This is a genomic window from Bellilinea sp. (genome assembly GCF_053501535.1).
Map to the genome: position 1 here is coordinate 1 of NZ_JBRCOK010000129.1, position 21,786 is coordinate 21,786.

17 protein-coding genes are annotated in these 21,786 nt (G+C 45.5%); 13 read left to right on the forward strand and 4 right to left on the reverse strand.

The window, feature by feature from the left end; all coding sequences use genetic code 11:
* The first annotated feature begins 214 nt into the window (after positions 1–214).
* Genes ACWIZX_RS12015 through ACWIZX_RS12030 form a run of 4 tightly spaced genes read left to right on the forward strand, consistent with a single transcriptional unit; the run spans position 215 to position 4,787 of the window.
* Complete coding sequence (locus tag ACWIZX_RS12015) at positions 215–1,966, forward strand: ABC transporter ATP-binding protein (protein ID WP_448335952.1); 1,752 nt, start codon at positions 215–217, stop codon at positions 1,964–1,966.
* A gap of 24 nt (positions 1,967–1,990) precedes the next feature.
* On the forward strand, positions 1,991–3,832 hold the full coding sequence (locus ACWIZX_RS12020; protein ID WP_322791737.1) for an ABC transporter ATP-binding protein: 1,842 nt from the start codon (positions 1,991–1,993) through the stop codon (positions 3,830–3,832).
* Complete coding sequence (locus ACWIZX_RS12025) at positions 3,829–4,311, forward strand: DoxX family membrane protein (protein WP_448335953.1); 483 nt, start codon at positions 3,829–3,831, stop codon at positions 4,309–4,311. The genes ACWIZX_RS12020 and ACWIZX_RS12025 overlap by 4 nt, the downstream gene beginning before the upstream one ends.
* A 20-nt stretch (positions 4,312–4,331) precedes the next feature.
* Entirely contained in the window at positions 4,332–4,787 is a 456-nt protein-coding gene (locus ACWIZX_RS12030; protein WP_322791739.1) for a copper chaperone PCu(A)C, read from the forward strand.
* Here the strand turns inward: ACWIZX_RS12030 and ACWIZX_RS12035 are convergent.
* The 3 genes from ACWIZX_RS12035 to ACWIZX_RS12045 form a co-directional block, all read right to left on the reverse strand.
* The gene (locus ACWIZX_RS12035; protein WP_448335954.1) at positions 4,784–7,510 is read right to left on the reverse strand and encodes an HD domain-containing phosphohydrolase; all 2,727 of its coding nucleotides are present in this window, start codon (positions 7,508–7,510) and stop codon (positions 4,784–4,786) included. The genes ACWIZX_RS12030 and ACWIZX_RS12035 overlap by 4 nt on opposite strands.
* Positions 7,511–7,656: 146 nt before the next feature.
* A complete protein-coding gene (locus ACWIZX_RS12040) occupies positions 7,657–8,781 on the reverse strand; it encodes an NAD/NADP-dependent octopine/nopaline dehydrogenase family protein (RefSeq protein WP_322791741.1) in 1,125 nt (374 codons plus the stop codon).
* A gap of 4 nt (positions 8,782–8,785) precedes the next feature.
* Positions 8,786–10,423: a cobalamin-dependent protein gene (locus ACWIZX_RS12045; protein WP_448335955.1), complete on the reverse strand. Its 1,638-nt coding sequence runs from the start codon at positions 10,421–10,423 to the stop codon at positions 8,786–8,788.
* A gap of 218 nt (positions 10,424–10,641) precedes the next feature.
* On the opposite strand from ACWIZX_RS12045, the gene ACWIZX_RS12050 reads away from it, so the two are divergent.
* The 9 genes from ACWIZX_RS12050 (at position 10,642) to ACWIZX_RS12090 (ending at position 21,560) form a co-directional block, all read left to right on the forward strand.
* Complete coding sequence (locus ACWIZX_RS12050) at positions 10,642–10,899, forward strand: glutaredoxin family protein (RefSeq protein WP_448335956.1); 258 nt, start codon at positions 10,642–10,644, stop codon at positions 10,897–10,899.
* 24 nt (positions 10,900–10,923) lie between these two features.
* Positions 10,924–11,190: a co-chaperone GroES gene (locus tag ACWIZX_RS12055; protein ID WP_322791811.1), complete on the forward strand. Its 267-nt coding sequence runs from the start codon at positions 10,924–10,926 to the stop codon at positions 11,188–11,190.
* 292 nt (positions 11,191–11,482) lie between these two features.
* Positions 11,483–13,402, forward strand: coding sequence for an ABC transporter substrate-binding protein (locus tag ACWIZX_RS12060; protein WP_322791744.1), 1,920 nt, complete (start codon positions 11,483–11,485; stop codon positions 13,400–13,402).
* Positions 13,403–13,545: 143 nt separating this feature from the next.
* Positions 13,546–14,742 carry an ABC transporter permease gene (locus tag ACWIZX_RS12065; RefSeq protein WP_448335957.1) on the forward strand — a complete coding sequence of 399 codons (1,197 nt, stop codon included), beginning with the start codon at positions 13,546–13,548 and terminating at the stop codon, positions 14,740–14,742.
* A gap of 9 nt (positions 14,743–14,751) precedes the next feature.
* Positions 14,752–15,744: an ABC transporter permease gene (locus ACWIZX_RS12070; RefSeq protein WP_448335958.1), complete on the forward strand. Its 993-nt coding sequence runs from the start codon at positions 14,752–14,754 to the stop codon at positions 15,742–15,744.
* A gap of 2 nt (positions 15,745–15,746) precedes the next feature.
* A complete protein-coding gene (locus ACWIZX_RS12075; RefSeq protein ID WP_322791812.1) occupies positions 15,747–16,775 on the forward strand; it encodes an ABC transporter ATP-binding protein in 1,029 nt (342 codons plus the stop codon).
* A complete protein-coding gene (locus ACWIZX_RS12080; RefSeq protein ID WP_322791747.1) occupies positions 16,768–17,763 on the forward strand; it encodes an ABC transporter ATP-binding protein in 996 nt (331 codons plus the stop codon). The genes ACWIZX_RS12075 and ACWIZX_RS12080 overlap by 8 nt, the downstream gene beginning before the upstream one ends.
* A gap of 16 nt (positions 17,764–17,779) precedes the next feature.
* Positions 17,780–18,433 carry an N-acetyltransferase family protein gene (locus ACWIZX_RS12085; protein WP_448335959.1) on the forward strand — a complete coding sequence of 218 codons (654 nt, stop codon included), beginning with the start codon at positions 17,780–17,782 and terminating at the stop codon, positions 18,431–18,433.
* A 214-nt stretch (positions 18,434–18,647) separates the two neighbouring features.
* Positions 18,648–21,560 carry an EAL domain-containing protein gene (locus tag ACWIZX_RS12090; RefSeq protein WP_448335960.1) on the forward strand — a complete coding sequence of 971 codons (2,913 nt, stop codon included), beginning with the start codon at positions 18,648–18,650 and terminating at the stop codon, positions 21,558–21,560.
* Between the two features lie 24 nt (positions 21,561–21,584).
* Here ACWIZX_RS12090 and ACWIZX_RS12095 read toward each other — a convergent pair.
* Positions 21,585–21,786 (reverse strand): sodium/proton-translocating pyrophosphatase (locus ACWIZX_RS12095; protein WP_448335961.1); only part of this gene is annotated, 202 nt, incomplete at its 5' end.

Genomic DNA, 21,786 nt, shown 5'->3' on the forward strand with positions numbered 1-21,786 from the left:
TAATTATAGCAAAAATCGGTGGCCGTTTCAATAGGCGGAAGGTCGATCGGGTAATTTGTCATGGAAAATTGTGACGGTTGTAAATGGTTTGACCGGATTGTTGCGGGCACCTGGAGTGCCATCCACAAGCATAGGAAGGGAGACTCCCGCTAACATTATTCACGTCAAGTCTGCATTCCGGAGATATGTTACAATTTTTTCACTTGGATTGCTGATGAACGCTGAATTCACCCTTCCTACCCTTTATCCTACCAATCGAAGCGGGCCGGTGCGGTGGGTTTTATCGCACCTGAAATATCAATGGTGGCTGGTGATTATTGCTGTCATTGGAGCGCTGGGAAACGCCGGACTTGCCGGGGTGGTTCCGGTGATGATTGGGCAGGCAGTCAATCTGGTGAGCGGGGGTGCGTTTGAGGTCAATGGGTTATTAAGAATTGTTTTGATTATTGTCATATCGCAAACGATCCGTGGTTTTCTGCAGTTTGCCCGCAATTTTGGCTTTGAGGTGATTGCCCAAAGGATAGAACGCAATATCCGGCAGGAGTTGTATGTTTCACTCCTGGGTAAAAGCATGACCTTTCACAACCTGCAACCGGTGGGGGATACCATGGCGCGGGCTACCAATGATGTTCGCGAGGTGAATTTCTTATTTTCGCCTGGGGTCAATTTGGTCATTGGTTCGTTGATATTTATATTTGTCCCAATCTTTCTTGCCCCTCGTTATCATCCTTCGTTGGTGCTTGTCCCTCTTCTATTTGTTGTCGTCTATTTTATTCTTTTGAGGTTTTACCTGAAAGAACTTGAACCGGTTACCGACGAAGTTCGCCATTCTTTTGGCATTTTGAATACGCGGTTAAACGAAGCGTTGGATGGCATTGAAGTAGTGAAAGGGGCTGCTCAGGAAGAGGGCGAAGTGGCGCTGTTTGGCAAAAATGTGGATCGTTACCGCAAGGCTGCCGTCCGACAGGGGGATATTGAAGCGCGCTTTTTACCGGCGTTGCTGCTGGCGGTTGCAATGGCTGGGGGACTGCTTCATGCGCTTTTGCTTTTCCAGAGGGGCTTAATAAATACTGGCGATGTGGTTGCCTATTTCGGTTTGCTGGTAATGCTTTCCTTTCCCACATTCGTTTCGATTTTCGCGTATTCTCGCATCTCGTTGGGCTTGGCCGGGGCGCGCAGAATTCTGGAGTTGATGAACCGGGAGAATAACCTTGATCAAAATGAACGGGGTTATCAGGGTAGGATGCGGGGGGAAGTCACCTTTGAAAATGTCTATTTTGCCTACCAGAACCAGGAAGTGGTGTTGAAAAATATCTCGTTCCACGTAAAGCCGGGGCAAACCGTTGCCATTGTAGGGCAAACCGGCAGCGGAAAGACCACCCTGGTCAAGCTGATCAACCGCATTTACGATGTCAGCAGCGGCCGGATTCTGGTGGATGGCGTTGACGTACGTGATTGGAATCTGGAAGCACTGCGCCGGCAAATTTCCATTATCGAGCAGGATATTTTCCTTTTTTCCCAAACCATTGCGGAAAATATTGCCTTTGGTCACCCTGAAGCATCATTGGAGGAGATCATTGAAGCGGCAACCGCAGCGCAGGCCGATGAATTTATCCGATCTTTTGAAAAGGGCTACGATACGGTGATCGGCGAGCGCGGTGTAACCCTTTCGGGAGGCCAGCGCCAGCGGTTAGCCCTGGCGCGCGCCTTTTTGACCCAGCCAAGCATTCTTATTCTGGATGATTCAACCAGCGCTATCGACTCGGCAACTGAGGATAAGATTCAGCGGGCAATTTACACTGCGGCGCAAGGGCGGACTACCTTCATCATCACCCATCGCCTTTCGCAAATTCGTTGGGCGGATGTCATCCTGGTTTTGCGCAAGGGCGAACTGGTTGCAGCCGGCAGCCATGATGAATTGATGAAGAGCAGTGATGCATATCGCAATATCTTTCAGGAATTGTGAAAGGCGATACAGGAGTAGTCTGTTATGGGATTTTTTGCCGGGTTAGATGCCGAAAAATATGACCGAAAATACAGCGATCGAGAATTGATCCGGCGTATTTTGAACTATTTTCGACCGCATTTTGCAAGACTTTTTGTGGTCGGCTTTCTGGTTTTGATTGTTTCTGGGGCAGGGGCGTTGATGCCCATATTGGTATCCAGAGGCATTGATTATCTAAAAGATGAATTGACTCCAATCAACGTACTGTTTATTCCATTTGCTGTCATGCTGACGGGAGTTATTGCCTGGCTGGCAAACTGGCAGGCGCGGCGGTTGATTGTCCGTTCGGTTGCGGACGTGGTGGCGCGGCTTGCCAACGAGGCGTTTGCTTCAGCCGCAGAGCATGACCTGTCCTTTTATGATCAATTTTCCACAGGAAAAATTGCCTCTCGGATTACCAGCGACACGCAGGATTTTGGTCAGCTGGTGGTTCTGACCACTGATCTCATCTCGCAAGTCGTTGAATCATTGATTCTTGCGATTGTACTGGTCAACCTGGAATGGCGACTGGCATTAACCCTTTTTGCGATCATTCCGATTGTCGGGGTTTTGGCAATGAGCTTTCGCGGCCTGGCGCGCAAGGTAACGCGGGCGGGAATGCGCGCGATGGCAAATGTCAATCAGACCATCAAAGAAACGGTTTCCGGAATTGCGGTTGCAAAAAATTTCCGTCAGGAAGGGCGAATTTTCGAGCTGTTTGACCAGTCCAACCGTCTGTCGTATCAGGTCAATGTTCGGCGCGGGCTGGTACTTTCGATGGTTTTTCCGGTACTGAACACTGTCGGGGGCTGGATGACGGCACTATTGGTATACGTAGGGGGAATAAGTGCTGTTCAGGGGGCTGTGACGGTTGGTGCCTGGTACCTGTTTTTATTAAGCCTCGATCGTTTCATGTTTCCGGTGATGAATTTATCGTCATTCTGGACTCAAATTCAAAACGGCCTGTCGGCGGCTGAACGGGTGTTTGGATTGATTGATGCCGATCCCAGTGTCGTTCAAACCGGCGATGTGAAGGCTCCGCGATTAAGGGGACAAATTGACTTTAATCATGTTTATTTTCGATATACAGATGCTTCACCAGTGCTAGAGGATTTCAATCTACACATTTCTCCGGGAGAATCGGTAGCGCTGGTTGGTCATACCGGTGCGGGAAAGTCCTCGGTTGTGAAATTGATTGCGCGATTTTATGAATTTCAAGGGGGTGAAATTTTGATTGATGGAATGGACATTCGCAGTTTTGATTTGGGTAGTTATCGTTGTCAATTGGGGATTGTGTCGCAGGTGCCGTTCCTATTTTCAGGAACATTATTGGAAAACATTCAATATTCCTGCAAAGGCGCAAGTGAGGAGGAAATTGAAAGGCTGGCTTATCAGATTGGAAATGGTGAATGGCTGGAAGCCTTGCCAGATGGTTTGATGACCCAGGTGGGTGAGCGGGGAGGCCGATTGTCCATGGGGCAGCGGCAGCTGGTTTCATTGATGAGGGTTTTGGTTCAGAAGCCGGCCATCTTTGTGCTGGATGAAGCCACTGCCAGTATTGATCCCTTTACTGAAAGACAAATTCAACAGGCTTTGGAAATGGTTCTTTCACAAAGCACCAGCATTTTGATTGCTCACCGATTATCTACAGTAAAAGCGGCCGATCGAATTATTGTTTTAGATCATGGAAAAATAATTGAGGAAGGCAATCATGAGGAATTAATGAATACCGGCGGTCATTACGCCGATCTTTATAATACCTATTTTCGACATCAGTCTCTGTCATATATTGATCAGGCTGGAAAGATGCGAGAAGAAGTAACCACTAAAATTGGGAGGCTAAGATGATTTATAAATGGATGACCCTGTTCAATCGCATTGACCCGATCATTACGGGTTTTATGGCGCGTTATTCTATAACCTTTTTGAGAATCAGCCTGGGAATCAATTTTTTCTGGTTTGGTGTGTTGAAGTTCTTTCCGGGCCTCAGCCCTGCGCAGGGATTGGCTGCAAGAACAATTGAAGTACTGTCATTTGGTTTGATTGGCAGCGAAATTTCTGTGCCGTTGCTTGCAGCGTGGGAATGTCTGATTGGATTGGGGTTGATCACCGGTAAGTTTTTGCGGGCTACCTTGTTGTTGTTGTTTCTCCAAATGGCAGGCACAATGACCCCGCTCGTTTTGTTTCCCGCCGAAACCTTTGTTCGTTTTCCTTACGCCCCGACTTTAGAAGGCCAGTACATCATCAAGAATCTGGTGTTAATTTCAGCGGGGTTGGTGGTGGGTTCTACCGTGCGCGGCGGTCGAATTGTGGAAAAGACAACCTGATTTGATTTACTCCAATCGCCATGAATAGAATCTTGCTATCCGGAATAGTCCTGTCTTTGTTGGTCTTAAGCGGCTGCACGGTGTATGAAGCCGGCAACCTGAAGATTATTGATATTTGGGCTCAGGCTGCCCTGTTAGCCTATTCGGAAAAAATGTCAGAGCACGCCTATCATATTCCGGTTAGCAACGATGCCCCTGTTTATTTTCAGATTGAAAATCAGGGAGAGGAAACAGAGACCTTGATCGGCGGTTTCAGTGAGATTTGTGAGAAGGTTGAGGTGATTGGGGAAGAGGGAAATCAAATTCGACTTGAGCCGGGAGAAAAGGTAATCCTTTCTCCAAAATCAGGATTATCCATTCAATTAAGAAATCTCAAGCAGGATCTATTACCTGCTCAGAAGATCAAAATCACTTTGTTTTTTGAACGGCAGGGAGAAGTTGAATTCGTTGTTCCGGTGAAGCTGCCCCAAAATTAACTTTCTTGACCTTCCATTTTGGAGATCAGTTCCAAAAATGCCTCGACGATTTTTGGATCAAAGTGTTTGCCGGCTTGTTCGCGCAAATAGGAAATTACCTCTCGTTTTTTCCATGCCGGGCGATAAGGTCGATCGGATAATAAGGCGTCCCAAACATCCACCACAGCAAAAATTCGCGCAGCCAGCGGAATTTCCTCGCCCTTCAAGCCGCGCGGATATCCGCTTCCATCCCATTTTTCGTGGTGGCAGTAGGGAATTTCAAGGGCAGGTTTGAGAAATGGAATACCGGACAGCACATCATACGCCATTTGTGGATGGCGGCGCATGATTTCCCATTCTTCGGGTGTCAACGGACCCGCTTTATTTAAAATAGCATCTGGTATACCCATTTTTCCAATGTCGTGGAGCAAAGTACCCCGCCGAATATCGGGTAATTGGTTTTCCTCCACACCCAGTTTTTTTGCCAATTCCAGGGTGATTTGTGTAACCCTCTGACTGTGGTTTTGCGTTTCAGCATCGCGAATTTCAAGGGCCTTTGCCCAGCCTTGCAGGGTTGTGTCATAAGCGATTTGTAATTCATTGATATGGTGCTGCAGGTCAGTAAGTAACTGGATATCTTCAATTGCAATGGCAGCCTGACCCGCCAGCATTTCTAAAAAGTTCATCCACTCATGGTTTGGCTTGATTTCGGCACGCTTCCATAGTTGAAGTAATCCCCATTCATTCTTTTTTGTTATAAGGGGTACTCCCATATAATCCTCAAAGCCTTCTTTATCAATCATTTCTTTGAATTCATTTACTAAAATGGCGGATAAGTCTGATTTTTTAATGTGAATAATTCGATCAAGGTCGGTTCTTAAACCAGGGTATTTCATTCGCATGGCGGGAAGTTCGTTCAAACGGAACCCAATAAACGCAGATAGATGATACTGGTCCGTTTGCGGTTCTTTCAGCCAAATGCAAGCAGCATCCACTTTTTGATGTTCTACGACAGCCTCTAACAAAACTTTTAAGCGTTCCTGTAAATCTCTCCCATGAGTTATGGTTAAATCAATTTTTCTCAAAGCGGATAAATAATTCACAGTTTTTTGGGTTTTTTCCTGCAAAATTGTTCTCTGAATGGCGTTACCAACCATTTCGCTCATCGCCGTAAGAATCTGTTGATCGGTATCATTAAAGGGTTTATTCTTCCCGAGCAAAAGAGCTCCAATCGGTTCTTCAGCGGAAAGCAGGGGTAATACCACCACATAAGGGTGATACTGTTCAGAATAGCGCTGAAGAAAATTCGGATCATTTACAACATCGTTCTGAAAATACGGTAATTTACTCCGCAAGGCGTAACCGGTAATCCCCTGCTCGATTGAAAACTCGGCCCCGATCCATTGCTGCCCTTTTCCAACACCATATACAAAACGATATTGTGTTTCATTTTCTATGGACTTCATGGCCACTGCAACGGTTTCAATTTCTAACAATGAACTGATGGTATGCACGATTGTTTGCACCATATCTTCAGTGGTATAGGTTTGGCGGATGCTTTCAGAGAGCTTTAATAAGGCGGATTGGTAACGTTCAGTTTGCTTCTGGGGAGTAATATCTTCAAACAACGTAGCAAATTGACCTCTGACCGGGGAGAAGGCAAAAACACGGTAATAGCGGTCAAGTTCTTGCGAGTAATTTTCAATCAGGGCTGGTTTGCCTGTCAGGGCAACTTTGCCGTAGGTCTCAATCCAGTATGATTCGGTATTAGGTAACACCTCAAGAACTGTTTTTCCAATGATGGCATTGGCTGATAATCCAGTCAATTTTTCAAATGCAGGATTTACGGCAATGAAACGATAATCTTTGGGATGATTATTCTCGTTGAGTATCATTTCATGGAGTGCAAAGCCGTTTAACATCGTTTCAAACAATTGCCGATATCGCTGCTCACTCATCTTGAGAGACTTTTTAAACTGCTCGATTTCAGTTATGTCATGCCATCTTGCAAACAACGCCACATCCCCTGCGTAAGGAATGGCTGTCAGGGACACTTCGGCAAGAAATTCGCTGCCATCTGCACGCGTATGTAGCCATTCAAATGTGACTGCCCCTTCTTTGAGGGCTTCTTTTTGGTATATTTCAGCTTTTTCTTTGCTCGGGTTGCCATCTGGTTGCATAGGTGGTGAAATTTGGTCCGGCGATTTCCCAATGATTTGCATTCGGTTGGCGCGAAGATTGAGCAAAGCAGATTGATTCAAATCCATAATTACTCCATTGACGATCAAAAGACTTGGATCAGATGATTTGTGGAATATACGCTGAAATTTTTCTTCACTCCTCAATAACTCAACTTCGCGCTGTCTTCGTTCTTTAGCCATATACAGGGTTGAACGAAGCGAATCATCTGAGATGGGTTGAAAAATAAATCCATCAATCAGCTTACTAATCGTTGATAGAAAATTCTCGGTGGTTTTTTGAGATTCAGGCTCAAGGATTAAAATTAAGAGTGCGCGGTTGTTTTTACGAATTTCATCAAGACATTCAAACAGGTTGGATTCAGGGGCAGCATCAATGTCAAAGAAAATTACGATTTCTTTTTCGGTTGTACAACAAATTTCCAGTAGTCTTTCGTGAGATTTAACAATAATGATATCTGTCCATCCCATAAAATTTAATTGAGTAGATAGGGAATGGATGAGTAACTCGTTTTTTGAGACCAGAACCACTTTGGAAGGAAACATAAATTGTATAAAGTGAATTGATTATACACACCTGATAATATAATGTATCACAATAATCATGTATTTGCTGTAAAAGACCGATAAAAAAGCATCCCACATTTGTGCAGGATGCTTTTTTTATAACAAACCGGCGCTTTCAACAGCAGTTAACCATTAAAACTTTCAATATCCTTCCATCCAGTGGTTACATAGGTGGTTAATTCACTGACGCTCAGGTCTTTGATTCCTAATTTTTCCAGTGTTCTTCCGCGCCGCCAGTAATCAGTGCGGTGGATGATGCAGGCCAAACGTATCACACTGTTGATCCCATTGACCGAAACGCCATAGCGTTCGCCCAATGAAGCAATCGGAACCAGACTCATTGGAACATCTTCAAAGATATAACGGTGGTTGAGGGTGGCTGGGGCTTTAATGCCATAGTAACCGGTCTGATTATGAATGCGATCATAAAGGGTTTCTCCGGTAACGTTGTATGCCAGTTCCAGCCACTCCAAGGCTGTGCGGGCACGAATGCCCAAAGCTGAAGCGACCGTAACTCTTTCACGATCGAGAATTTCCAAGACGCGAGCAACCGAGGGAGTGACCCCGTCAATGTAAAATTGAAAATCGCCATGTGTGGCTTCAATCCATCCTGCATTGAGGATCGTCAAAGCCGGATGAAAAATTGCCCCCATGTTATTCAAACCGGTGTGCAGCACATTAACACCATCAATGTATTGCGGAAAAGCAACTCGGATTTGTTCAAGTACCAAAGGAGTCTTAACAGCGGGTAGAGCTGCCAGTGGAACTGCCTCCTTGATGCGGAATATGCGTGCCTGGGCAGGACCGTCTGCTCGGCTGGCATAGATAAAGGTTTCTGCCTCTGCTACGTTGACCTCGACATTGCATCCGCTTCTTCGAAGAATGACATCAAATTCAATTGCACCAAGCGTTCTGCCCGGATGAAGGATGATGGTTTGTCCTTCTTTCAGGTGGCAGGCTATTTTATGGGCGATTTCTGCATGAGCAGAAGATGGCAATACCACCATGATGACCTGAGCATCTTTGATGGCAGTGCCAATGTCGTCGGTAACGATTCGAATTTTTCCAAATCCTTTAGGTCCGCCTTCGTAACTTTCCAGATCAATTCCCCCTCGCTTGGCAATGATTTCAATATGGGCATAGGTGCGATTGTATAGACTTACATCAAAACCCATCAAAGCCAGATGGGCAGCCATCGCTTTTCCGCCGTTGCCGGCACCAATCACTGCGAATCGTGAAATATCAGACATTGGATTACCCTCCCGATTTGAAGAATTGTTCCAGTCTTTGGAGTTCAGAAATGGGATTACCATTTTCATCAACCGCGTGACAGGCTCCGTTAATGATGCGTGTGCGGATCATCCCTCTGCCAAAGCGGTTGTTTTTCAGTTGCGGAGCGTCCAGAATGCCCGTGGTGACAGACCTTGCCAGAACGTCAGGGTCAGTGAAAGGATCGCGGGTTGAATCATGGGAGAGGCTTTGAATTGCCTGGAGAGTGACTTTCGCTTCCGAAACAAGATTTTCTTTTCGTTTAACAAGGTTGGGGTCATAAATCATAGCTGGCTGACCCCCTAGCGCGTTCTCAATCGAGCGCCGAGCCATTTTGGCGGCTTCAATGACCTCGTCGGCAGTGGCTGCATGGTCGGCTTCCGTATGACCAACAATATGGACAATATCCGGTTTAAGCGCCATTTGTAAGTAGATACTGGCAGCCAGATGGGCTCTGGCGGAAGGCGGGTCAAGCGGATAAGACAACAGGCCAGTGCGAGTTTGAGTCCAGATCCGAAAATCCGCACCAGCGAGCGGTTGAATCAGTTCAAGAATTGCCAGCATCTTGGCCAGGTCCATACTGTCTGAAGTGCCGGGCGGGCTGTTGAACATCAATTGTGCAATATAATCTTTCACCCCAAAGGCTTTGGCATTATAGGCTGAAAGGAAAGCAGATACAACAAAAACTACATCAGGCGCATCTCGCATCCCCCAGTGATGTGGTTCATTCAATTCTACCGGGATATTTTTATCCCCGTACCATGTCATGACGCGCTGGTGCTCACGGATGGAGCCGGCTAAATCCCATGGACCGCGGCCATCCATTTGATTGAACCAGAAAAGCGGAATGGCACACCAGGCGTTATTAATGGTTTCTATGTATAACTCAGCCAGACGAATGAAGTCATCCGTGCCTGAGTATGTTCGTAAAAGGGGATAGTTGCCGGTTCGAGATGCCTGATAGAGCATGCGGTAATCCCCCGCAGAACGTACCGGAACACCGCCTGCGCCTTTACGGCGCGGATCTTGTCTTTCTGGATGGAAAAAATTTTCCTGGGCATCCTGGTCAATACCCAAAGAGATCACATCCAGGACTCGCGCCTCAGCAATTTTTCGTATTCCATCTCGGGTATCTTCCAGGCTGGGTAAACCAAAATGATGTCGCAAGAGGGGAAATGGCGCTTTCCATAAACGACGCTCAACCGTAGTTTGGGGAAAAGCGGATTCTCCAGAATGTTCAGTTTTTTCACCACGCAGGTAGGCTAAAGTTTCCTCTGTTAATTCGGAACCATCAAAAATTTTTTCAAAAAAACCGAGCCCTTTGGCTCGTTCGGCAACCGGTGGTGTACCGGCAAAAGCAAAACGAATTCCTTTTGACCTTAATTCATCAGCGGCTTCCGCAAATTCACCAAGTAATCTTTCCCCAGTTTCAGGAGTCAGGCGGTATGAAACCCCAACCAAATCAGCATTTTCTCGAATTGCTGCCTGAATAAACTCTTTTACCGGCACCGCTGGGCCTAAAAAGACTGTTCGCCATCCAGCTATTTCTGCCAGCTTTAGAAAATTGCTGACACCGGCAACGTGGACACATTCTCCCAGTGCGCCGGCAACAACTGTTTTCATGCACACCTCCATTTCACACGAAAAAAGGGGCTACAAAAATTTTTCTTCATCCACCAATAAGTTTTTCAATGTTGGGTGGGTGATGGCGAATTGGACATGACGCCATGTAATACTGGTATTTTTATTATAACTGATTTTTTCCGCCTCTGATTTTGTAACAAAATCACGCCAAAGTCATCTAATTCAATGGCAAGATTAATCAAAGGAGTGGAACCTCAATGGCTGAAACAAAGGTCAATCATCCCAAAGTGATCATTTTTACAACGCCGACCTGCTCATTTTGTAACATGACTAAAAAGTACCTGCGCGAGAAAGGTGTCCGGTTTAAGGAGGTTGATGTCAGTCGTGATCCTGTTGCCGCTCGAGATATGATAAAACGCTCGGGGCAGATGGGCGTGCCGGTTTTGGATATAGGTGGGAAGATCGTGGTCGGATTTGACCGTCCAAAAATCAACCAGTACTTAGGAATTAAATAAATTCAGGAGGCTGAAATGACAGAAATTAAAGTTCAACCCATGGGGGCTCGCATTCTAGTGAAACCGCTGGAGCAGGAAAGCAAAACCGCAACCGGTTTATATATCCCCGAAACAGCCAAAGAGAAACCACAAACGGGTGTGGTTGTTGCTGTAGGGGATGATGAGGACATCAAACTCAAGGTGAATGATAAAATTTTATTCGCAAAATATAGTGGAACAGAAATCAAGCTGGGCGGTGATGATTATCTCATCATGGAATGCAGTGATGTTTTGGCTAAGGTACTTGATTAATTGAGATTAGCATTTCAACAAAAAACAGCCGGTTCCACAAGCCGGCTGTTTTTTTGTTGTCCCTGTGGGGAGGTGATAACTATAAAAATGGCCAGTTTTAACCTGGTCAAAATAACGGGGCTGAAACTGGTATTTGTGCAGATTACAAAACCAAAGGTTTCATTGAAAATCAAAAGGAATTAAACCGCCGTATCAGAGCCATTCAATCATCGTGAATCGGAGGTGAATCCCAAAAATCAACTTCTAGAAGTCTGTCCCTTTTTTTTCCACAAAATCTTGAAAGGAATTGAAGATGAAACGAGTAAATTATTTTTGGATGCTGCTGATTGCATTCTCGCTGGTGATGAGTGCCTGTCAGCCAGCTGTCGAAACAATTGAAGTTGAAAAAGAAGTTGTCAAAACGCAAGTGGTCGAAAAGGTTGTGGAGGTTGAGAAAGAACCCTCCGAGGTACTTTCTTTCTCGACTCCTCACCCAATTCTTTCGGATGTGCGAGTACGTCAGGCGATGGCTTACTGCACCAATAAAGACGAAATCATCCAGGCTGTTTATCCTTTTCTCTCACCAGAAGAGCGGGCTGAACTGGTGATGGACACTTTCATCCCCAAAAATCACTGGGCATATGCTGGGGATGAAAATGTAACCATTTATCCATTTGACCCGGAAAAGGGTAAAGCTTTACTAGAGGAAGCTGGTTGGACGGATGAAGATGGTGACAATGTTCGCCTGAACGCGGATGGTGAACCATTGATGTTGGAACTGGTTTTGACAGAAGCACCACACCGCAAGATATTGGCTCCAGTCTGGCAGCAACAGATGAAAGCATGTGGTATTCGCGTAGCCGTAAACCATGTACCTTCCACATGGCTGTATGGGGATACTACCGGTTTGGCGCGCCGTGAATTTGAATTGGCAGACTATGCCTGGGTTGGTCAATCTGATCCCTCTGGCAGAACCTTGTATGCCTGCGATCAAATTCCTACCGCGGAAAATAACTGGGAAGGTCAAAACGCGATGGGATGGTGTAACCCGGTTGCCTCACAAGCCATTGTGAAAGCCACCAACACCATCAATCAGGAGGACCGCAAGGAACCGTACAAGATTGTTCAACAAGAATTCACCAAAGACATGGTTTCTTTACCGTTGTACAATCATCTGGAAATTTTTGCGTCCAATCCGAACTTGAAGGGATTTAATCCCCAACCGGGTGAGGAGTATTACAGTTACAACGTCGCTGAATGGGAAATCCCCGGAAAAGATACGATTGTGATCGGCTTCACCCAGGAACCGGCTTCGATGTTTGCACTGGTGGAACAGGGTGTTTCAGCGATCATCGCCAACTCACTTGTGCATGGCCTCGCCTTCTCTACAATCAATTACGATTTTCAGGGGATTGCTCAAAAGGTACCTTCCACCCTGGATAGTGGTTTGGCTCAAAATCTGGATGTGGAAGTCAAGGAAGGCGATCTTGTTTATGACGTGGATGGCAATCCGACTGAATTAAAAACCGGCGTAGAGGTTTATAACTCTGCGGGTGAGGTGGTGACCTTTGATGGCACGCCGATTACAATGAAACAACTGACCGTTGAATATCAGTTCCGTGATGATATGGTATGGTCGGATGGCACGCCGGTCAGTGCTGCAGATTTTGCCCTGCGGTTCAAAATTGACTGTGATGAAAATTCAGGCGCAACCTCATTCAATACCTGCCGATCTATTCAATCCTATGAAGTGAATGACAGCGGTTATACCGTAACCTATCTGCCGGGTGTTCAGGATCCGCTCTACTTCCGGGCTTTAATGGATCCGCGTTTGTCAAATGTTTATCCTGCGCATCGCGTGCTGGCGGATGGGCGCAAACTGGCAGACGTTCCCGCTGAAGAGTGGGCAACCTTACCAGAAATTGCCGAATTCCCAATTGGTGTTGGCCCCTACGTCCTGAAGGAATGGGTCAAAGGCGAAAAGATGGTTTTTGAAGCCAATCCCTATTACTATGGCGGAGCACCCAAGACCAAAACCATCGTCATCTCAATCATCACCCCTGATAACGCCGAAGCCCAACTGTTGGGTGGACAGGTGGATATCCTGGATAGCACAACGCTCAATACGATTTCAGATGCGATGAGAAAAGCAGCGGATGAAGGGAAAATTAACCTTTACACCCTGCCCGGCGGAACCTGGGAACATATTGACATGAATCTTTATCTGCCGTAACTCCTTTTGTAAAAAGGGTTTCGGAAAATCGGTGTGGCGCTGCAGGGCGCCACACCGACCTGTAATCGAGTTCTGGGAGGGTGACCCTGCACGCCCTTCAAGAAGTCCGTTACAGGAAACCTGAAAGTTTAAGGAGAACTCACATGCTTGGGTATATTGCTCGCCGTTTGCTTCAGATGGTGGGTGTGGTGTTGATTTCGGCTGTTGCCACCTATGCCCTCTTGAATCTTGCGCCGGGCGGACCGTTGACCGGCTTGCGCCAACAACAACAGGGTCGTAATCGTATCACCGCGGCGGATATTGCTCGAATCCGGGCATATTATGAATTGGACCTATATTTACCCATCCGCTTCAGCCGATGGCTGATCGGTCAACCCCGGGGTAGTATTGAAGTGGGTGGGGTGGAATGGTTTGCGAACACACCCATCGGCTGTCGACAACCGATTGAAAAAAATATCCGCAATGAAAAAGGTAAGATCGAGACAAAGGTTGTCGGATGTCAAGACTATGTTTATCTGCGTGATCTGTCAGGCAGAAAGGTTAGTCGCGGGATTTTACTGGGCGATTTTGGGGCATCGTGGAAGTTGCTGCGAGATCGGCCGGTGAGTGACTTGATATTAAGCAGATTACCCAAAACCATTGAGCTGATTGGGCTTTCGACGTTACTTTCTCTGTTGTTGGGCATTCCGCTCGGTATTTATTCGGCGGTAAAACAGTATTCACGTTTTGACTATATATTTACTTCACTGGCTTTTCTTGGCTCGGCCATGCCAACCTTCTTCTTTGGGATTTTGATGATTCTGATCTTTTCGATTTTACCCAAATCAGCGGGGCTGCCTTACCTTCCACCGGGAAGCGCTTCTGCGGTACGGGAATATGCTGTACCATTGTTGGGAACAATTCAACCCGATACGGTTGCAGACCGATTAATGCACCTGGTTTTGCCGGTAATTACACTCACAATTGTGAGTGTGGCTTCCTGGAGCCGTTTTATCCGCGCCAGTATGCTGGAAGTGTTACGGCAGGATTATGTGAGAACAGCCAGAGCAAAGGGGCTCAAGGAAAAACTGGTCATTGTAAAACACGCCTTGAGAAATGCATTGATCCCTTTTGTTACCATCGTTGTGTTTTCAATTCCATCCTTATTCGGGGGAGCAATCATTACCGAAACAATTTTCTCCTGGCCGGGCATGGGGCGTTTGTACTTCCTGGCGCTGGGTGATTCGGATTTTCCGGTGGCGATGGCAATTTTGTTCATTACTGCCGTATTGACCGTTATTGCAACATTAATTCGCGATCTGGTCTATACCGCAATTGACCCGCGCATTCGATACAGTTAGGAGATCAGGATGGCTGCTCAAGTTGAATCCATAACCTTGTCCAACGATTATCCCAAAGAAGAAAGCCCATGGAAACTGGTGTTCCGCCGTTTTCGGAAACACAAACTGGCTATGATTTCGCTTGGGGTGATGGTAATTTTGTTTTTGATCACTTTGTTTGCTCGCCAAATCACTCCTTTTGAAGTGGATGAAATTACAGTGGGAAATTACTTTCTGAAGCCGGGTTCTGTGCAGGAGGCTACGGGCAGAGTGCACCTTTTGGGAACAGACCATTTGGGGCGCGATTTATTCTCACGATTGATCTATGCGGGGCGAATCTCGCTCACCGTGGCCTTGTTATCGGTGCTGATTTCCAGCGTAATTGGAGTGACCATTGGCGCGATTTCTGGTTATTATGGCGGCTGGGTGGATAATCTCTTAATGCGGATTGTCGAATTCTTTCTCACAATCCCCTCGCTCCCCATTCTTTTGATAATTTCAGCCATGCTCTTGAAAAATCAGGATGCAATCCCAATTCCAAAGTATTTTTTGGAGTTGGCCGGAAAATTGATGTTGCTTGAAGTCCGCGAAGCACGGCAGGCGGTATTAATTGTGCTCGTTTTGGCTGGCCTGGGTTGGTTGACTTCGGCGCAATTGATGCGGGGAATGGTGCTTTCTCTTCGCAATCAAACCTTTGTTGAAGCCGCCAAAGCGATGGGAGCAGGGGGAGGTTGGATTATTTTTCGACATATGATACCAAATGCCATGGCGCCCATCATCGTGGATGCGTCACTCAACATGGCAAACTATGTGGTAGCAGAGGCTGCACTTTCATTTCTTGGGTTTGGCATTCAAGAACCCATTCCGACCTGGGGGAACATGCTTTCTGCGACCCAGGCGTATATGCTGAATATGCCGTGGCTGCCATTAATTCCGGGCTTGCCGATATTTTTATGTTCCCTAGCTTTTAATTATATTGGGGATGGCTTACGAGATGCTCTTGATCCGAGGTTGAAATTATGAAAATGCAAAATGAACCACCAGTATTGAGTGTGCGTAATTTGAAAACCCATTTTTTTACCGAAGATGGGATTGTAAAAGCAGTAGATGGAGTGGATTTCGACCTTTATCCCGGAGAGATTTTAGGATTGGTCGGAGAATCGGGCTGTGGGAAGAGCGTAACTTCGTTATCCATCTTGAGGTTGGTTGGGGTGCCGGGAAAAATTGTGGATGGAGAAATCTGGTTTGAGGGAAAAAATTTGCTGACCTTAAGCGAAACTGAAATGGTTGCAATGCGCGGGAATCGCATGTCCATGATCTTTCAGCAGCCACAAACCAGCCTAAACCCGGTTTTTAAGATAGGCGATCAGGTGGCAGAAGTGTTTACCATTCATAAAAATCTGCCTAAAAAGGAAGCCTGGGAAAAGGCGGTTGAACTGCTACATCTTGTTGGAATTCCGGATGCAGAGAAAAAAGCTCATGCTTTTCCCCACGAAATGTCTGGTGGACAGGCGCAGCGGGTGATGATCGCCATGGCGCTGGCACTTAACCCAACTTTATTAATCGCTGATGAACCTACAACAGCTCTGGATGTGACCATTCAGGCGCAAATTATGGACTTGATCCTTGACTTGCGTGAAAAAATGGGGACGTCCGTTATCCTGATCACCCATGATCTGGGAGTGATTGCGGAAATGGCAGACCGCGTGGCAGTAATGTATGCCGGTCAAATTGTAGAGCAGACAAGTGTTCAGGAGTTATTCGCCAATCCTCAACACCCTTACACGAAAGGATTGATGGGGTCAATCCCAGTTTTAGGAAAGGTAACGCGACGATTAGAGGTGATTCCAGGGTCTGTTCCCAATCTCATCAGTCTGCCTCAAGGGTGTCGGTTTTCTCCGCGTTGTAAAGCAAGAATTGAGCAGAATTTGGAAATATGCCTGAGGGAAACTCCGATGCTTTTAGAAACGAACAGTAATCATTTATGCCGCTGCTGGTTATATGATCAGCCAAAAGATGTTGTTACTGCCTTAGCGGAGGTGAAGTATGAATGAGCCACTTCGATCCCATTCCGCCAGGATGGAATTAATTCAGGTGCGTAACCTGAAGAAATATTACACAGTTCGCAGTGGATTTTTTCAGCGGGTTCGCGCTTGGGGCAAAGCGGTTGATGATGTATCATTTGATATCCTGGATGGAGAAACACTCGGTCTGGTCGGTGAGTCAGGATGCGGGAAAACGACCATCGGTCGGACCATGCTCCGTTTGATTGAACCAACAGCGGGGGAAGTGTACTTTGAAGGGAATAATGTGTTCACTTTGAGTGGTGGGGCTTTGCGAACAATCCGCCGGAATATGCAGATCATCTTTCAAGATCCATTTTCCTCGTTAGATCCACGAATGCCCGTAGGCGAGTCGATTATGGAAGGTTTACGCATCAATCGAATTGGGACCCGCAAAGAACAGTTTGATATCATGATTGATGTGTTACGTAAAGTTGGGCTGGAAGATTATCATGCCCGACGGTATCCTCACGAATTTTCAGGCGGGCAACGGCAAAGGATTGGAATTGCCCGGGCACTGGCATTACGCCCGCGATTTATTATTTGTGATGAACCTGTTTCTGCGCTGGATGTTTCCATTCAATCGCAGGTACTGAATATCCTCAAAGATTTGCAGGAAGAGTATGGCTTGACCTATTTGTTCATAGCGCATAATTTGAGCGTTGTGGAACATATCTCCGACCGGGTAGCAGTGATGTACCTTGGAAAAATCGTGGAACTGGCACAACGGGAGGATTTGTTTCGAAATCCATTGCATCCCTATACACAGGCATTATTGTCTGCAATTCCAATCCCTGATCCATCTCTCAAGAAAAAACGAATCATCTTGAAAGGAGATGTTCCCAGTTTATTTAATCCACCCCAAGGATGCCGTTTTCACCCACGTTGTCCTTTTGTTAAAGAGCAATGCCGGGTGGAAATTCCGCCATATCGAGAAGTGGAAAAAGGACATTTTGCGGCTTGCTGGTTAAACGAATAACTGACTTATAATTTTGATGATGGATTGTGAATTTGTAATTCGCCCATTTCAAAAAGCCGACCGTGACGCATTATTGAAAGTTGCCGCTGACACAGCTTTTTTTGGTGATCCGGTAGAGTATTTCATGGAAGACCGGCGCATATTCTTAGACGCCTTTTATGTTTACTACACTGATCACGAGCCGGAGCATAGTTGGGTGGCAACTTATGAGGAGTGCGTCATTGGTTTCTTGACCGGTTGTTTCGATACGACCCTGCAACGCGAATTTACTGCCAGGGTACTGGAACCAAAAACCCTGAGGGGAGCGCTGAGCGGTAAATATCGCATGGGGAAAAAGTTTTTCCGCTATCTGCTCAATTATTCTATGAGCAAAATAAGATCCCCCAAAAACCATTTGGATTTATTGCAGTACCCTGCTCATTTTCACATCAATATCATCAAGGAGTGGAGAGGCAAGGGGATTGGAAAAAATTTGATTGAGAGGTTTTTGGATCAATTAAAGGCAGCCGACATTTGTGGTGTTCATTTACAAACTACCAGTTACAATAAAGCCGCTTTGTATCTTTATGAAAAAATGGGGTTTCAATTGCTTTTCTCTACCCACTCTTATTTATGGCAAAACGTTGTAAATGAACCCATATTCGAACTCACGTATGGAATGAAACTATAACTGTGAAAAAATGATTAAACCTTTTACAGCTATTAATTTGCAAATCGCTTGCAATTTTGATAGGATGATGTATAGGCAATTGTTCTTAAGAAGGTCGAGTAGAATTTAAGGGATGGATAAAGAAATCGCTCAACTGCAGAAAAAATCCGATTAAAAAACTGGCTTGATGATGTCTTTTATCAAGAGATCGGCTATCAGAAGTATTCGCAGTCAGATGCGGCTGATTGTGTTATTTCTTCTTGCCGCTTTTTTGATTATTGATGGTTTGGGTATTTGGCTGTTTATTTATCGTATTGAAAGAAACAGCTGGAAAGAAAGACAGAACGAAGCAATCGTTAATGCCAGTAACACCATCTCACAAACATTGGCACAGGTACAATCAGCGCTTTACTGGTTGGGCAATTTCGGCGATCCAGCAAGGCTTGAAGACCCGGTCGTGATTCGCACATTGGAGAGTCAGCTCCCGGATTTAATGGAGTTTGTCTATTTTGATCGGGATGGAAATGTCCTGTCAAAAGTGGCATTTGATGAAGAAATCCTGTTGGCTAATGTTGATCAGGTCATCTACACAAATTGGTTTTTACAAGCGAGGAATGGCAAAACATTCATTGGAAATATTCAATACTCGCCCGCTAATAAGCCATATATCATTTTTTCGGCCCCGGTTTTCCGGAACGGAAATGTTCTGGCGGTCCGCCTGAGTGCAGAGTTTTTACGAGAGGTTGTGGAGGGGATTCAATTTGGAGCAGAAGGAAAGGTCTATATTCTTGATCGGGACGGTTCAATAATCGTTCATTCCAAACCTGAACTCAGTAATGCTCAAATCAATATTCGTAATCGTCCTGAGGTGGTCAAAATTTACACTGCTGGTAATAAAATCTGGAGCGGTGAATATACCAACTTTGAGGGAGTGTCTGTCGCGGGTGTTAGTAAGCCGATTCCAGCTACAAACTGGGTATTGATTATTGAAATTCCTGTCAGTGAAGTATATGAAAATACCCGGCTTGCTGCAATTCTGGTTATTGGTGGAATGCTGTTGCTGGGAATTGTTTTATTCCCTCTCTATTACCTGCTTTTTGAACATTTTTTGATGAAACCATTGAGTGATTTGGTCTCCGGGTCGAAAAGAATTGGAAAGGGGGAATTGGACTACCGCGTACCGGTTTTACAAACTGCTGAGTTCAATGATCTGGGATCTTCAATCAATCAGATGGCCGCTGATTTGCAGGAAAGAGACATTGCGCTACGCATCCAATATCAGGCACTTCAACAAGAAATAGAAGATAGACAAAAAGCAGAAGAAGCCCTGCGGATTCTAAATCAAGACTTGGAACAGCGAGTTTATGAACGTACCCAACAACTTACTGTAATCAATGAGAATTTGAAAAAGGAGATTGAAGAAAGAGAGAGGTTGGAGCGTTTGTATCAAAATATGATTGAAAGAATGCCGGCAGTATCTTATGTGATGAATCTCAAGAAAGAATTCTCCTTTGCTTTTGTAAGTCCTCAGATACAAGCCCTGACCGGTTGGGAGCAGAAAGATTGGATTGATAATGACGATTTTCGATTAAAGTGCATTCACCCAGAAGATGTTCAGGAATTTATGGCATCCTTGAAAAGGTGTATTGAAAATCACGAGCCCTTCCACCATGAATACCGTATCATTCATCGAAATGGGGATATTGTATGGGTGGAAGATTTTGCATCTCCGTTACTTGATGGTAGTAAACAGGTTGAATCCTATCAGGGGGTGATGTTGGACATCACCAATCGAAAGAAAGCAGAAGCCGAACTGATTTATAATGCTTATCACGATGTTTTGACCGGTTTGGTTAATCGGGCTTATCTTGTTGAACGATTAAACTTGCTTCTTTCAAGGAGGCATCCATACTCCGAACAACCCTTGTTCAGTTTATTGTTTATGGATTTGGATCGGTTTAAAATCATCAACGATAGTCTGGGGCATCGTATTGGCGATCAATTGCTGGTTGAAGCTGCCCGTCGGCTGCAAATTAACCTGTTCCCGACCAGTACGCTGGCGCGTTTTGGCGGTGACGAGTTTGTGATTCTGATTGAAGGGGATGACCCGCGCAGAGATGCGATTCAGCTGGCGGATAAAATTCTCCTCGATTTTCAATCGCCATTTGTTCTTGATGGGAAAACTTTATTTACGACCATAAGTTTGGGATTAGTCATTGATAATGGTGAATATGTAGAACCTGATGAAGTTTTAAGGGACGCAGATATTGCCATGTACCGAGCAAAGGCGCGTGGCAGAGCTTGTTATGAAGTATTTTCCAAGCCATTTTTGGATCAGGTGATTAATCGGCATCAAATTGAAGCCTTGTTGCGGGATGCGTTGAACAGAAATGAATTTAATTTGTACTATCAGCCCATTATTTCACTCAAGGATAGCCGCGTAGTTGGTTTTGAAGCTTTAATCCGCTGGATCACCCCCCAACATGGTTTGATTCAACCTTCTGAATTCATTTCTTTGGCGGAAGAAACCGGATTAATCCACCAAATTGATCGTTGGGTAATGCACGAAGCCTGCCGCCAGGTGCATGAATGGTACGAAAAAGGATTATCCCCTTTCCCATTCACGGTTAGCGTAAACCTTTCGGGTAGTCTGTTACAACAAGGGAATGTGGTGGGAATGATTCATGAAATTCTGGAAGAAACGGGAATTTCACCCAGATCCTTAAAGATCGAGTTGACGGAAAGTGTGTTCTTGGAAACCAGCCCATCTGTCAATCAGCAACTTCAAAGCATCCGTGATCTTGGAATTCATTTGCAAATTGATGATTTCGGTACCGGGTATTCCTCACTTTCTTATTTGCAACGTTTTCCGATCACGGCAATTAAGATTGACCGCAGTTTTATCAGTAGAATTGGTGCTCAATTTTCCGGTACCGAAATTGTTCAGGCAATTATTGTCCTTGCCAAAGAATTGGGTTTGGAAACAATTGCGGAAGGAATTGAAACAATCAGCCAGCTTCACTGGTTGAAAGAAGCTGGCTGTGATTACGGACAGGGCTATTTGCTTTACCGCCCAATGGATGCTGAGTCTACCGAAACGCTGTTAAGGAATATCGGCAAAGACGAAAATGCTGATCAAAAGTTATAATTGATGATCGGTTCTTTGGCTGTTTTAATGCAAGAACATGCCAATTAAACCTTGTCCATTTCCAAAAGCAACGATTAAACCGGCAAACACTACTGAAACCATAGACATTAACTTTATTAAAATGTTTAGGGATGGGCCGGCAGTATCTTTGAGGGGGTCGCCAACGGTATCTCCAACCACGGCTGCCTTATGAGCCTGTGAACCTTTTCCACCAAACTCGCCAATT